This window comes from Paenibacillus sp. FSL H3-0329 (assembly GCF_037963285.1).
Lineage (GTDB): Bacteria > Bacillota > Bacilli > Paenibacillales > Paenibacillaceae > Paenibacillus_AQ > Paenibacillus_AQ odorifer.
Window position 1 is genome coordinate 6,156,110 of record NZ_CP150150.1, and the last position, 14,743, is coordinate 6,170,852.

The 14,743-nt window shown below is 43.0% G+C and carries 11 protein-coding genes; 3 read left to right on the top strand and 8 right to left on the bottom strand.

Annotated elements, in window-relative coordinates; genetic code table 11:
- Positions 1-179 precede the first annotated feature (179 nt).
- The 3 genes from NSQ66_RS27115 to NSQ66_RS27125 all read left to right on the top strand — a co-directional run bounded on the left by NSQ66_RS27115 (position 180) and on the right by NSQ66_RS27125 (position 1,370).
- Entirely contained in the window at positions 180-623 is a 444-nt protein-coding gene (locus tag NSQ66_RS27115) for a hypothetical protein (protein WP_051491182.1), read from the top strand.
- A gap of 126 nt (positions 624-749) precedes the next feature.
- Positions 750-1,001, top strand: a complete 252-nt coding sequence (locus tag NSQ66_RS27120; protein ID WP_305953623.1) for an ATP-binding protein — start codon at positions 750-752, stop codon at positions 999-1,001.
- A gap of 180 nt (positions 1,002-1,181) precedes the next feature.
- Complete coding sequence (locus tag NSQ66_RS27125; protein WP_306019514.1) at positions 1,182-1,370, top strand: ATP-binding protein; 189 nt, start codon at positions 1,182-1,184, stop codon at positions 1,368-1,370.
- A 1,199-nt stretch (positions 1,371-2,569) separates the two neighbouring features.
- Here NSQ66_RS27125 and glmS read toward each other — a convergent pair.
- The 8 genes from glmS to NSQ66_RS27165 form a co-directional block, all read right to left on the bottom strand.
- Positions 2,570-4,402, bottom strand: a complete 1,833-nt coding sequence (glmS, locus tag NSQ66_RS27130; protein WP_076099889.1) for a glutamine--fructose-6-phosphate transaminase (isomerizing) — start codon at positions 4,400-4,402, stop codon at positions 2,570-2,572.
- A gap of 640 nt (positions 4,403-5,042) precedes the next feature.
- Positions 5,043-6,383 carry a phosphoglucosamine mutase gene (glmM, locus tag NSQ66_RS27135; RefSeq protein ID WP_036681292.1) on the bottom strand — a complete coding sequence of 447 codons (1,341 nt, stop codon included), beginning with the start codon at positions 6,381-6,383 and terminating at the stop codon, positions 5,043-5,045.
- A gap of 88 nt (positions 6,384-6,471) precedes the next feature.
- Complete coding sequence (locus NSQ66_RS27140; RefSeq protein ID WP_051491181.1) at positions 6,472-7,932, bottom strand: CdaR family protein; 1,461 nt, start codon at positions 7,930-7,932, stop codon at positions 6,472-6,474.
- Positions 7,925-8,755: a diadenylate cyclase CdaA gene (gene cdaA / locus NSQ66_RS27145; RefSeq protein ID WP_036681290.1), complete on the bottom strand. Its 831-nt coding sequence runs from the start codon at positions 8,753-8,755 to the stop codon at positions 7,925-7,927. The genes NSQ66_RS27140 and cdaA overlap by 8 nt, the downstream gene beginning before the upstream one ends.
- A gap of 214 nt (positions 8,756-8,969) precedes the next feature.
- Positions 8,970-9,584, bottom strand: a complete 615-nt coding sequence (locus NSQ66_RS27150) for a zf-HC2 domain-containing protein (protein WP_036681404.1) — start codon at positions 9,582-9,584, stop codon at positions 8,970-8,972.
- Between the two features lie 121 nt (positions 9,585-9,705).
- Positions 9,706-10,272 (bottom strand): RNA polymerase sigma factor SigW, encoded by a 567-nt coding sequence (gene sigW, locus NSQ66_RS27155; protein WP_036681288.1) that lies wholly within the window; start codon positions 10,270-10,272, stop codon positions 9,706-9,708.
- A gap of 513 nt (positions 10,273-10,785) precedes the next feature.
- The gene (ppc, locus tag NSQ66_RS27160; protein ID WP_036681287.1) at positions 10,786-13,578 is read right to left on the bottom strand and encodes a phosphoenolpyruvate carboxylase; all 2,793 of its coding nucleotides are present in this window, start codon (positions 13,576-13,578) and stop codon (positions 10,786-10,788) included.
- Between the two features lie 234 nt (positions 13,579-13,812).
- Entirely contained in the window at positions 13,813-14,706 is an 894-nt protein-coding gene (locus NSQ66_RS27165; protein WP_036681285.1) for a LysR substrate-binding domain-containing protein, read from the bottom strand.
- Positions 14,707-14,743 lie beyond the last annotated feature (37 nt).

The following is a 14,743-nucleotide window of genomic DNA, read 5'->3' on the forward strand; positions in this document are numbered from 1 at the left end:
TCTCCAATCTTCATTAAACTATTCATGAAAAAATTCGTAATTTCACTCATCTGTTTATAACCCTAACTAAACACACTAGCCTTGCGCCGAAACTGACATGAAATTCATAGGTTGAATTAATTTCATTACTATGAATATAATGTTCTTCATTCACTGGCACTCCCTAGAAAAATCCCCTAATGTTAAGGAAGAATAGTCAAGTTACCCATCCCTCATCAAAAGGAAAGCCAGGACAGGACAGCACTGTAAGAGATCACACGCCAGAAAATCATAAGAAATTTATTCAATGGAATGTTAGTCGCTTTATCTCGTGGGCAGAAAGCGTTGGTGCTTATACAGCCTCTTGTGTTCAAGCAATTCTATCCTCATATAAGGTCGAACAACAAGGCTACAGAAGCTGCATGGCACTCCTTAAACTTGAAGATAAGAACAGCGTTGTTCGCCTCGAAATAGCATTTGCCAAAGCATTTTCCTACACCCCTAGGCCTAGCTCTCAAAATATCAAAACGATCTTAACTACCAGTCAAGATCGGCTCGAAACAATAAATGAAGTTAAGCCACAACCACTCTCTTCTGAAAACCATGAATTCGTTCGTGGTGCAGATTATCACGGGAGGGGTTAAACCATGTCACATGAACCTACGTTACGCAAACTTTACGAAATGCGACTCGCAGCAATGGCTGAGAACTATCAAAATCAATTATTAGTTCTAAGTTTTTAAACCCTAAATTTTTAAAAACACTTTGAATTGCTAGTAGATATTGAATGGTCCAGACGCAAGAACAACCGTCTTACCTCACCAATTCGAAAGAAGGATTTTCAACAAAGCAACGCCTGTATTGAGGATGTTGAGTATCGTGCTGACCGAAAACTTGACCGGACGCAGATCCTTCGTTTAGCCACAGGCTCTTATATTCAAGATAAACTTAATAACATTATCATGGGCACATCCGGTGCAGGAAAAACCTATTTGGCCTGTGCATTCGGTACTGCTGCATAACGTAATTTCTATCCGTTTAAATAAATTCGTTTGCCTGAACTAATAAATGAATTGGCAGTAGCTCGAGGCGAGGGTATTTATAAACGAGTCATGAAATCCTACAAAAAAGTTCCCCTGTTAATTCTAGATGAATGGCTCCTAGTTTCGTTAAAAGAAATTGAGGCCTGAGACCTGCTTGAGATCGTAGAAGCACGCCATCAAATTGGATCAACAATTTTCTGTTCACAATTTACTCATGCTGGTTGGCACGGTAAAATTGGAGAAAGTACACTGGCAGACGCTATTCTTGATCGAACCGTATACTCATCATACACGATCACACTTGAAGGCATGGAATCGATGAGTAAACGTAAAGGACTTATAAATTAACTAGCCAAATCATCATCACGGAGCCGCCACTCGAGGGTGGCTTAATTTTTCCGAAGAACTGGCTCACTCATTACGTGAACGATGGCTCTATTTCATCGAAATATTCACTCTAGTAATTTTTTAGTCAATCACGATATTTTCTTTTCACAACAGTTACGGATGTTCTCTTATCAATGAACACGGAGAACCTATTTAACATTTATTTCATCTTCTTTCTTTAGTTGATTTTTTCATGACATAAGAGTAACAAACAAGCCTCACAGTTTTCTGTGAAGCTTGTTTTATCAAGTCTATACTTGTTTTTCTTTCTAAGTACAAAGAACCAAATCGTACATGAAACAAGTGCAACTGTACCAATAACAATCATACTATTTTGCAAAATTATATTGGAAGTATCTAACAATCCTCCTGGAATGATGATATCAAGAAATAACATAAAGAACATAAAAAACAAAAAGACTAAAAATACAATGAAGGCTGCGTACTTCGATTTCCAATACACATACGATAGTAGAATATACATACCATATGCTAGTAGAGCTACAGAATCCGATGCGATTTTACACGATAAATCATAACGCATAAACCCAATACTGCAAAAGCTTGAATTAATAACATTACATTTTATGTTTGTACATTTGAAATCACCTCAAAATAGGGCAATCAGCAATTCCTTTGGTTTGATGAGACTTTACTCAATCCATTAATAATAAAATTACAGATAACGTGTCTAAAATCATGTCAATTTATTTTGAAGATAGTAATTTGACTCCACAAAATGATTGTTACACTAACGGGACACAATAACTCAATAAACCGCCTTCGAATAATTAGGCGATTTTCTTATAGTCAACTTTCAATATTCGTTATGTCATATCCAAAAAAATAAAGCACAAAAGGCACTTTATTTGATGACTTCCGTCAGTTATTAACTTAGTTGTCATCCAACATCAACAGAACGAATTTAAAGAAACCAAAAATTCAAATTTAGTTTAGATCCTATTAAGTAAAATATAAAGCCGTCCTATGATCTCAGGACGGCTTTATAGTCTAGGTTGTTGTCCAATCTTTACATTAAACAACTTCACAGCTTAAATATTCACTTCATAACTTTAATGTCCACTTCACATCTTTAATGTCCACTTCACATCTTTAATGTCACTGGACATGAGGACAACTGTACTTTTATATCACCAAACCTACTCCACAGTAACACTCTTCGCCAAGTTACGTGGTTTATCCACATCATGACCCAGCGCAAGAGAAGCATAATAAGACAATAATTGCAGAGGCACTACGGACAAAGCTGCTGTCAGCATTGGAAGTGTCTTTGGAATCACGAACACTTGATCAACTGATCTAAGCAGGTCAGTCAAATGCTCTTGGTGAGTGATTGCCAGCACGTCTGCGCCACGAGCTTTCACTTCTTTGATGTTGCTGACGGTCTTCTCAAGTACAGCTTCCTGAGTTGCCAGGGCAATAACTGGAACACCTTCTTCGATCAGAGCCAATGTACCGTGTTTCAATTCACCTGCAGCATAAGCTTCGGAGTGAATATAAGAGATTTCTTTCAGCTTCAAAGATCCTTCTTGAGCAACAGCGTAGTCTACGCCGCGGCCGATGAAGAACAAGTTTTTGTGCTCAGAAATTTGTTCAGCATAACCTTTGATCGCTTCTTTTTGAGCTAGGATCTCTTCCACTTGCTCTGGCAGAGATTGCATAGCTGCAAGAATCTTAGTAACTTGTGCTTCGGTTTGTGTTCCACGAACTTCAGCCAAGTAAAGAGCAAACAATCCAAATGCGATCAATTGTGAAGTGTAAGCTTTGGTCGAAGCTACTGCAATTTCCGGACCCGCCAAGGTTACCAACACATCGTTCGCTTCCCGAGCAATAGAGCTGCCCACTACGTTAGTGATCGCCAATACGTGTGCCCCGTTAGCTTGTGCTTCACGCAGAGCTGCCAAAGTATCTGCAGTCTCACCGGATTGGCTGACTACGATAACCAAAGTTTCTGGAGTCACGATTGGTGAACGGTAACGATATTCCGAAGCGATATCATTCTCAACCGGAATACGAACCAAGGATTCGATCATAGTACGTCCTACCACACCAGCGTTGTATGCCGTTCCGCAAGCAACGACTTGAATGTTACGAATGTTCTTGATTTGTTCTTCAGTCATGCTCAGTTCAGGCAATACAACCTTGTTGCCTTCGGCATTGATACGACCACGCATGGTGTCGCGGTAAGCCTTAGGTTGCTCGTGTATTTCTTTCAACATGAAATGCTCGTAGCCGCCTTTTTCTGCGGTAACTGCATCCCAATCGACAGTAATCATTTCCCGAGAAATAAAATTGCCTTCAATCGTCATCAATTCGACAGCATCTCTTGTCAGCACAGCCATTTCGCCGTCGTTCAAAATATATACGTTACGGGTATATTCAAGCAGTGCAGGAATATCTGACCCGATAAAGTTTTCTCCTTCGCCAAGACCGATAATGAGCGGGCTAGCTTGACGCACAGCCACCAGTTTATCTGGTTCATATTCAGTCAGGACGCCTAATGCAAACGCACCGCGCATGAACGTAATCGCTTTTTGTACAGCCTTCACGATATCCCCGTCATATTCGCGAGCAATCAGATGTGAAATAACTTCTGTATCTGTTTCAGAGACAAAGTGGCATCCGCCAGCGATCAGCTCTTCTTTCAGATCCAGATAGTTTTCGACAATACCGTTGTGAACTACCGAGAACTTCATGCTGTTATCCGTATGTGGATGTGAGTTCTCATCGGATGGTTTACCGTGAGTTGCCCAGCGTGTGTGTCCGATACCTGCGCTACCTGCCAGCGGGCTGTCTTGGAGCTTCGACTGCAGATTCGCCAAACGGCCTTGAGCTTTCACTACTTGCAGTCCTTCTTGGGTAAATACAGCAATACCAGCGGAATCATATCCACGATATTCCAATTTCTTCAAGCCCTCAACCAAGATCCCCTGCGAATTCTGATTACCAATATATCCTACAATACCACACATTATAATTTCCCCCGTCCGAGTTATCGTAATGTGGCGGCATAAGGAAAGAAACGTGCCGTGCGGCATGTTTTTGAGAAAAAGCAAATATTCTGTTGTATTTTAGGATCAACAAAATAAACTGTCACTTACATTCTAATGTTCATGAAATGCACAGCCTTCTCCTCTGCCGTGGCAGAAATAACGTGTTTCCTTCTGATGCGCGCACACATGAATAATATAATTTGTTGCACCCATGAAAACGTTGTGTGAAAGGTCGCCCTTTCATTTTCCGTATCCATTTACGGCTCTGGTGCATCACCGGGAGGTCCCCGCCGAACATTTCGAACACCTCCACCTCGTCAGCTTACGTCTGCCGTGATCCGTTCAAGCCATAGCCTACATAACAAGTAAGCAGCTTTCCCTTCTCCCCCGCGCTAGACCAAGCTCTGGCGCTTGCTATTGCTAACCTCACAATCCCCGCTTTCCTTCTCGAATGACACTTAATCTATTATATGCACCTTGTAGTACTTTGGCAATGGCGCACCAACCTAAATTTTACAAAACCAGTTCAAACGATCTAATCCTAAAATAAAATAACACTGGTGCAACGAGTCCGAATCGCTCTCGCTCACTGCACCAGCCTTATAGTTAAGGTAATGGATTATACCAATTCGCGTTGAACTACTTCCACAATTTGATTCACATAAAGATCTAGATCTGCCTTATCCGGTCCCTCTGCCATAACGCGGATTAGAGATTCCGTACCTGACGGACGTACAAGCACACGGCCATTGTCGCCTAGCTTGCCTTCTACTTCAGCGATAGCCGCTTCTATAGCTACGTTGTTAGGGTAATTAGTCTTATCCTGTACACGAACATTGACCAGCACCTGCGGGTATTTAGTCATCATACTCTTAACTTCGCTAAGCTGTTTGCCTGTAGCCTTAAGTGTGTCTACCAGCTGAATAGCTGTAAGAATACCATCACCAGTAGTATTGTAATCCAGGAAAATAACATGTCCAGACTGTTCTCCACCTAGATTAAAGCCTCCACGACGCATTTCTTCCATAACATAACGATCCCCTACAGCTGTCTTAGCGGTATTCAGGGATAATTTCTCGGTAGCTTTATAAAATCCGATGTTACTCATAACGGTTGATACAATCGTGCTATCCTTCAGCTTACCTGCACGGTTCATCGCATCGCCACAAATACAAAGGATAAAGTCACCATCGACTTCATCACCATTATTATCAATAGCGATCAAGCGGTCTGCATCTCCGTCAAAAGCAAGTCCCAAATCAGCTCCATGACGTAAGACTTCTTCACGCAAAGTCTCTGGATGTGTCGAACCAAATCCATCATTAATATTCAATCCATCTGGCTCAGCCCCGATAGAGATCACCTCAGCGCCAAGCTCTCTGAACAGTCTTGGAGCAAGCTCATAAGCTGCGCCATGCGCACAGTCCAGTACAACCTTGATTCCCTTAAAGTCCTGAGAAATGGTAGTTTTCAAATACTCCAGATAAAGATACTTAGCATCATTATCTACGGTAACCATACCTAAACCTGAACCGATAGGACGAGGCAATTCATCTACCTCCGCATCCATAAGCTCTTCAATTTGCAGTTCGGTTTCATCTGTTAGCTTGAAGCCATCCCCACCAAAGAACTTAATGCCGTTATCCTCTACCGGATTGTGAGAAGCTGAGATCATGACGCCTGCGTCTGCTTTTAACAATCTCGTAATATAGGCAACAGCAGGTGTACTAACTACGCCTATACGGATTACATCAGCTCCAATAGACAATAAGCCCGCAATCAGCGCGGATTCCAATAAAGGACCGGAAATACGTGTATCCATTCCGATAACAACCTTCGGTTTATCCAAGTTACCCGCTAGTACATATCCTCCACAACGGCCAATGCTATAAGCCATTTCTGCAGTCAATTCACGGTTTGCTACTCCCCGCACACCGTCTGTTCCAAAATACTTCCCCATTATTTTTCTCCTTTGAATACGCTACGTTAGCTTAATGTACTATCATATGATTTGCATACTATTTTGGTGTACCTCTGGGCTCAAAAGATTACGTCCCGCCCGTACCTACAGGATTTTCGGAATTCGTACTTGTGTTAGCTGTGCCGTTATTCTCCGGATTGGTATCCGTTGGTACAGGCGTTGGTGTTGCTCCAGCCTCTCCGCTATGAGTGGGCTTCTCCGTAGGTTCCTCATCACCTATAACAGGTTCAGAACTTGGCTCAGGAGTAGTAGTTACCCCCCCCGTATCTGGATGAGGTGTAGGAACTGGCGCTGCAGGTGATAACAGCTGCACGGTCACAGTAAGAGGCACCCCTGAATTGGCTAGTGCGATAAACTGGGGCAGCGATACCCGCAAAGAAACCTCGTGAGTTCCAGCCGAAAGACCGCTAACATCAGCCACAACCCCTATATCTTTCTTATCAAGTTGATCTAGTAAAGCAGGCGCACCCTTTAAGGTAAGCGCTATTTCCTTGCTTGAAGGATTAACAATACTTCCTTCCAGATCATCCCCCACACCCTGAAGCTTGACAGGTACCGCCTCAATCGTCCGCTCAGCAATTTCTGAGATGGTTAATGAAACATTCACAGCTTCGGGCATGACTTTCTCCGTTCCAGCCGGAGGCTTCAAATCGACCTTTACTTGTTTCGTTCCAGCAGAATCTATTGCACTAAGGTTAACAGTGGCTTCATAGGCTGATAAAGCTGCCAAAGCCTCTGCTTGTCCATACACTACGACTGCTTCCTGCTCAGGTGTCAATTTGGATAATACGAGAGAATCCGGAAGTTGTCCAGTAAAGCCAATCTCCAGCGGCAAACTCTTAAACGGTAAGGTAATCGGCAATTCCACGGATACAGTAGAAGGCTCAATTACAGCATTTTTAATTTCATTTCCATCCTTATCATAAGCGTGTAGCTTCAATTTTTTCTCTTTAAATGTCTCATTTTCACCGTTAAGCTCAATGGTTCCTTGTATCTTAGCTACCTTGCTCAGTTCATTATCAGCAAGTGTGACTTCGACAGTATCTGTAGGCTGCAGGACCGGGGTGCCTATTTGGTAGCCCTCTGCAGGTTTCCCCTTCGTAACCAAGGATATGGGAAAAGACTTTGTATTCCGTGATTCTACATGTACGGTAACCTCTTTAGGATTCATTCTTACCAGGGATACACCTTTTGGCAGTTTATAATAAAGTGGCAACGTGGTATCTCCAGGTTCGACCTTAGTCAGATCAAGCATTACTTTATAGTCATCCGAGAACTGAAAGGAGATATCGGAATTTTTACCCGCTACCTCCAGACTCACACTGTCGACAGCCAAAGGTTCAAGGACATATTTATCCTCGTCAAGGCCGGTCACTTCAATCTTCACATTCTCAATAGTTTTTGTTTTAATATCCACTGTTGTCTGTCCAGAAGGCGCAGTATCGACATGAACCATCGTAAACAAAATGATCCCGAACACAAGGGCCAGAATCTTATTGAAATTGTTATTGTTCATCCACTTATCCATGATTCTTGTCCCCCTTCCGTTTCCAGAAAGTTGAACCCTTCTCCTTCAGCGATGAACTTACACTAAGCTCTTGATGGAGCTTCGATATCATGGATTCTTCCTTAATGTCTCTCACGATCTGGCCATTAATTGCAAGGGAAATCTGCCCTGTCTCCTCTGAGACAATGACAGACACCGAGTCCGCAACCTCACTTATTCCTATAGCAGCGCGATGACGGGTTCCCAGTTCTTTGCTGATAAAAGGATTCTCGGACAAAGGCAAGTAACAAGCAGCCGCAGCAATCTGATTTCCCTGCATAATAAGGGCTCCGTCATGCAGAGGTGTATTGGGAATGAAGATGTTAATGAGTAATTCGGAGCTGACCAGGGAACGCATGGGTATACCTGACTCTGTATATTCGTTTAGCCCTGTCTCCCGCTCAAAAACGATTAACGCCCCTATTTTTCTGCGAGATAAATAATTCACGGCTTTAATCACTTCGCCGATTAACTTACTGATCTCTTCGTCACTTTCTCCAGCCCGTCCGAAAAATCTGCCCCGTCCAAGCTGCTCCAGTCCCCTTCGTAGTTCCGGCTGAAAAATGATAAAGACAGCTAGGACCCCGAAAGTAAACATTTGATTCATTAGCCATTTAAGTGTATACAAGTCCAAGATTGTGCTTACCGCCCAAATCAAGACCAGAACCAATATCCCTTTTAAAAGCTGAATCGCCCGCGTCCCGCGTACCATATTAAGCACTTTATAAATAATGTAACTGACGATTAGGATATCAATTATATCTTTAATGGAATCTTTCCATGTTAGCTCAGTAAAATAACTCATTGCCTAAAACCCCCGTCATTTCAAATTAGCTGGGTTTATGTAAAATGTCTGTTAGCTCTGTATCATATCTAGGTTATAACGTTCGGGCTTCAGTTGCAAGTTTAGTCCCTCAATCCTTTCCGAAACCACCCAATTTAAGGAAACAAAAAAGCGCCATCTTTCCGGAAAAAGAGGCGCTAATTAATATTCCTGCTCAAGGTAACCACTGCCCGCATTAACGGTAGGCAACTTCAGAGAACATGTTCGTCACTTTATACCAGAACCAGCTTACTGCCTGGTCTATGCTTTTGACTTGCCCAGAAATATGAGCTGTTGAAGCCTGATATAGAGATCCGTCAATGACTGTCACGTTGCCGTTCACTTCTCCATATACCTGTGCTTTACCGTTCTCTATGGTAAGGTCTCCGGTAATAATTTTTCCGGAAGGTACAATTACAGTATCCCCTTTGATGACCACTTGATCCAAATCAACACCTCTAACTACAAGTTGTCTGTCTGGACTCCAAAAAGTTACGGTGCTCATCAGCATAACGACAAGGAATAGAGATGCCGCTGTAAGTGCAGGGTGTCTCTTGATCCAGGTAATAAAGGCTTTTTCTTTCTTAGTCTTTGGCAATGAACTCATTATCCGGCTCACAAGATCATCTGAAGCTACAGGATTCTGATGCATTAGGGAGAACATCAACATATCTGTCTGTTCCAATTCTTTAAACTTTGCACGGCAATCTGGACAGGATAGAAGATGCTCCTTCAATTCCCTCTGCTGCTGTTCGGGCAAGTCGTCATCCAAGTAGTCATGCATCATAGAGACGGCCAGTTTGCATTCCATAGGAGCCAATCCTTTCATGAGTGCTATTTAATTATCCTAAGACAAAGGGTCAGGACACATAAGACTTGCTTAACTTACATACGTCGCTCTCGAAAAGATGTTTCATAAAAAAAATCTTTTTTTACATTTTTGGGCCTAATTTTTTACGCAAAAATTCACGGCCTCGGTGTACACGCGTCTTAATCGTGGTCACGGGCATATCCAGGACATCACTAATCTCCTGAAGTGACAGATCCTGCAGGTACCTCAGAATCATCACCGACCTGTATTTCACAGGCAGACTGTCAATCGCCTCATAGATTAGCCCCTGCGTCTCAGAGAGCAATAGTTCGGTCTCAGGTGTCACATTATCGCTCGGAATCAACGAGTAGCCATCAAGGCCCTCCTGATCGTTCATTTCAGCATCCAGCGAATAGGTTGGTTTTCGTTTACGCAATCTATCAATACAGAGGTTCGTTCCAATCCGGTAAATCCATGTGGAGAACTTCTGTTTATCATCATAACGATCCAAATTCCTATACACACGCAAAAAGGTCTCCTGAACAATATCCTCCGCCTCATGGCGATTGTTCAACATCCTGTAAGCTAAATGATATATTTTGTCTTTATATAGTTCCACAAGCTCGGCAAATGCCCTTTGGTCGCCCTTCAAGGCGAGCTTTGTCAATCTGCCTTCCAAATTCTCCACCTGTTAACTCCCCCAGACTTGCCGCCCTTGGTATTTCTTCGCAAATATCCACGGTACAAGCAATTAAATCGTAATTCAAGTTTGTGTAAAAATCAAGGATTGTATTGTAACCTTCTATGTAAACTGAGTTAAAAACTGGACAACTTGGTATAGGCGATTAAGTGCGGCTCCGAGAAATATTTGGACTTCCGGTCGCTGTTATCCTCACATTTCCTGATTATAAACCGCATATAGCGGTCGAAATCTGAGGATAAAGGCGAACGCTGGCGCTCCTACAGTTCCAAATATTCTCTACGCTGCTCCATCACCGAAGTAATAAGTGCCACGTTATTTACCTCCGATTACATCTCGGTTACTTGGGTAGGGTAATAAAAAAATATCGGGTTTGACTCTCCAATATTTAGGCACAAGTAAAGTTCACAGCAGCAATATACAGTTTATGATCACAACAACTTGTATTAGGCAAAAAAAGTCCGCCCCAAATAGGGCGGACTTTTTGTTGTTAGGACTATATCAGCCGGTATTCCGAAGACCGGCGGCAATGCCGTTGATGGTAAGCAATACTTCGCGAAGCAGTTCGCTATCATCTCCATCGATTTCACGGAGCGCTCTAAGCTCGGATAGCAATTGAACCTGCAGGTAGCTAAGCGGATCAACGTATGGATTACGGAGTCTGATCGACTCTTGAATCACAGGAACGTTATCCAGAATATCCTGCTGGCCTGTAATCTTCAGGATCAGCTCAGAGGTCAGATTAAATTCATCTTCAATCTGGCCGAATATCCGTTGACGTGCTTCCTCGTTCTTGCCCATGCTGGCGTATTCCTTAGCAATAATCAAGTCCGCTTTTGAAATAGCCATTTGCAGCGTATCTATCAGTGTAGTAAAGAATGAGAAGTTCTCATACATATGTTGCATTATCTTCAGATTCTCTTCCTTACCCTCATAGAAACTCTGCAGTCCGGTTCCAGCAGCGTACCAGGCTGGGAGCAAATAACGGCTTTGTGTCCATGCAAATACCCAAGGAATTGCACGCAGATCTTCAAAACGGTCGCTGTTCTTCCGCTTGGAAGGACGGGAACCGATATTAAGCTCTCCAACCTCAGGCAGAGGTGTTGATTCTTTGAAATAAGTCAGGAAATCTGGATCACGGAAGATCAAATCCTGATATTTGTTCAGCGAGACTTCAGAAATCCGGGCAACAATCTCTTCCCATTTCTCTTCATAAAGATCCGCTTGTGGCACTCTCGCACTAATTGCTGCAGTTACAAGCGCAGATGTCGCTTGCTCCAGACTGCGGTAAGCAATCCCCTGCATCGAGTAACGGGAGGAGATCACTTCTCCCTGCTCGGTAATCTTAATCCCTCCGCCAATTGTCGAAGCTGGCTGAGCAAGAATACTGCGGTTAAGTGGCATACCGCCACGGCCGAGCGCTCCACCACGACCATGGAAGAACTTCAGCTTGATTCCGAACTGATCGGCTGTCGCTGTAATTTCTTTTAGGGCAACACGCAGTTCCCAGTTAGCAGTAACCACGCCGCCATCTTTATTACTATCTGAATATCCAAGCATGATTTCCTGCAAATCATTCATTGCTCTTACCGCATCACGGTAGATCGGCATACTGAGCAGTGTGTGCATAATTTGCGGTGCTTCATGCAAATCATCAATCGTTTCAAAAAGTGGCACAGCTTGCAGGGTACATACAACTGTACCGTCGTTATCCTTGCGGAATAGTCCTACCTCTTTGGCGAAGACCATAACCTCCAGAATGTCGCTTGCAGCTTCCGCCATACTGATCAGATAACTGGTGATACATTGTTTGCCGTACTCTTCCTGCGATGCGAAGATCGTCCGGTAAACCGCCAGACACTCCTCTGTGCTTTCAGTGTAAGTCTGGTAAGAAGAGGTCAACGGACGTGGATCATTCAGCAATTTCTCCAGCAGATCAATCTTCTCGATCTCAGTCAACTTAGAGTAATCCGGCGAAATATTCATCTTCGCCAAAATTTCTGTCATGGCATTCTCATGTTCTTGGCTGTGTTGACGCACGTCAAGAGTTGCCGTATGGAATCCGAACAACTCCACTTGGCGGATTAGCTTTTTAATATAGGTATCGGCCACATAGTCGGCATAGTGATGTCGTAGACTGCGGTCAATGACATTCAAATCATCTATGAACTCCTCAGGTGTAGCATAACGCTCAGGAGTATCTTTTTTCTCATCATCCAAAACATTTTGTGTCTTAGAGATCATGTAGCTAAGTTTAATTCGGTAAGGTTCGTTGTCATTGCGCCATTCTTCCATCTTGCCTAGGTTAATGATCTCACGATCAGCTTCGATGGATTCTACTAGCTCAGGCGTCACTTTAACAATACTTGTGCTAAAGCTTAGATATTTCATGAGTTCACGCATAATCCGCTGATATTCACGAATGGCCAGCTTACGCTGCATGCGTAAAGTCTGCGCAGTGACTGTTGAGGTTACCGATGGGTTACCATCACGGTCTCCACCAATCCATGATCCAAAACGCAAGTAGGTTGGCACATGCCAATTCTGTCCAGGATAGTATTTGCTCAGACAGCGTTCAAGCTCTTGATACACATCCGGCAATACATGGAAAATAGTCTCATGGAAATAGTACATTCCATTGCGCACTTCATCGAGTACTGTCGGCTTGCGGTCACGTAGCTCATCCGTTTGCCAAAGCGTAATCACTTCATTCAATAGCTTCTCGCGAAGCTGTTCACGTTCACGGAAAGTTAGAGTAGGGTTATCAAGACCCATAACATCATCGGATATCCGTTTATGAATATCGAGAATCGCACGGCGCATAGCTTCCGTTGGATGTGCCGTCATTACAAGTTCCAGAGACAATCCTTCAATAATCTCGTTGACTTCCTCATGAGAGAAATCACGTTCACGAAGCTCTTGAATAGCGCTTTCTATAGAACCGGGTTGAACTGTCTCCCCAGCTGAACGTTCATAGTCACGTTTACGGCGAATCCGGTGGTTCTGTTCGGCAATATTCACCAATTGAAAATAAATGGCGAACGCTCTTATTACCTGATGACGGTTCTCCGGATCCAAAGAATTGATTAACTCCTTAAATTCACTATGCAGTTCAGGTAAAAATAGTGAGCGTAGCGATTTACTGGTCTCGCGGATCTTCTCCACGATCTCTAGCAGTTCGTTACCGCCTTGGTGAACCAAGACCTCTCCTAAAATGTTCCCCAAGAACCGTACGTCCCGTCGCAGCAGATTGTTAGAGTTGCTTTTGCTGACGGTAGTCGTAAGTTCGGTCATGCTGCTCCCCCCATTCTCTTCCGGATCAATGTGTTAAGTTTGTCTGTCTAAATATCGTCTATTAAAGCTTCCTCATATCATACAATAAAACCGTTTGAAAATCTGCAACTTTTTTGTGCTGTAAAGCGACACAGTACCTAAGATTATACACCAATTTCTGAATTTATACAGTCCTTATATTTTATGTATTCTTTCATATATATAATGGCTCTATCGTATATTCTCTATGTATGCTTATATTCGGATTGTGCGGAGCTGGTCAATGAACAGTCCAATTAAAGGAGAATAATGACGATCACGGTTATACGAATAATAAATATGTCTTTCAAAATTATAATCCGGAATGGCTCGCATTAGCAATCTTCCTCTGGCTACCTCGTCCTCCACAGCAAGTCGTGAAATAAATGAGACATGCTGTCCACTCATAAGCGATTGCTTAATCGCCTCCAGTGAATCGAGCAAAATATGCGGTTTTGATTCTTTTCCCTCTCGTTCAAACCATTTATCCGTCAAATGGCGTGTGCTTGATTCCTTGTCATGCAAAATAAAGCTCGCTGAAGCGATCATCGCCGAGTTTAAATTAGAAAATCCGGCAAAATCATGTGTAGGTGCAAAAACAAGGACAAGCTCATCTTCACATAAGGCTTGAGTATGCAGATCAGGCAGATAAAAAGATTCCGTAGACAAGATACCAAGATCAATCTCATGACTGGCAAGCATTTCTTTGATCACCGGTGAAGGCTTAACCGATAAAGAAATGGTAATCCCCGGATGCTGTTCGCCAAACAGCCCCAATATTTTTGGAAGAATATATGTAGCTGGAACATAACTGGCACCAATTTTCAGCGTCCCCCGGCCTGCCTGACTGAACTCTTTTACCACCCGCTCCGCCTCCGCAGCAAGCGCATTGATTTTGATTGCATAATGAAGAAAAGCTTTACCACTCTCCGTAAGAATCATTTTATCCATTCTGGATTCAAATAACTTCTCCCCCAATTGCTGCTCTAAATTCTTCAAATGATACGTAACGGTGGGCTGCTTTAGTCCAAGTTTATCTGCTACCGTGGTAATTTTTTTATGTTTATTCAGCAGTTCTACAATTTCCAGCTTCATTAGATTAAGGTTCATTCTCTTCCACTCCCTCGCCTTTTGCTAAACGGTAACA

Excerpts from the sequence above, each read along its gene's own strand:
- NSQ66_RS27115 (WP_051491182.1), top strand. The coding sequence starts at position 180 with ATGTTAAGGAAGAATAGTCAAGTTACCCATCCCTCATCAAAAGGAAAG.
- glmS (WP_076099889.1), bottom strand. The coding sequence starts at position 4,402 with ATGTGTGGTATTGTAGGATATATTGGTAATCAGAATTCGCAGGGGATC.
- glmM (WP_036681292.1), bottom strand. The coding sequence starts at position 6,383 with ATGGGGAAGTATTTTGGAACAGACGGTGTGCGGGGAGTAGCAAACCGT.
- NSQ66_RS27140 (WP_051491181.1), bottom strand. The coding sequence starts at position 7,932 with ATGGATAAGTGGATGAACAATAACAATTTCAATAAGATTCTGGCCCTT.
- cdaA (WP_036681290.1), bottom strand. The coding sequence starts at position 8,755 with ATGAGTTATTTTACTGAGCTAACATGGAAAGATTCCATTAAAGATATA.
- NSQ66_RS27150 (WP_036681404.1), bottom strand. The coding sequence starts at position 9,584 with ATGGAATGCAAACTGGCCGTCTCTATGATGCATGACTACTTGGATGAC.
- ppc (WP_036681287.1), bottom strand. The coding sequence starts at position 13,578 with ATGACCGAACTTACGACTACCGTCAGCAAAAGCAACTCTAACAATCTG.
- NSQ66_RS27165 (WP_036681285.1), bottom strand. The coding sequence starts at position 14,706 with ATGAACCTTAATCTAATGAAGCTGGAAATTGTAGAACTGCTGAATAAA.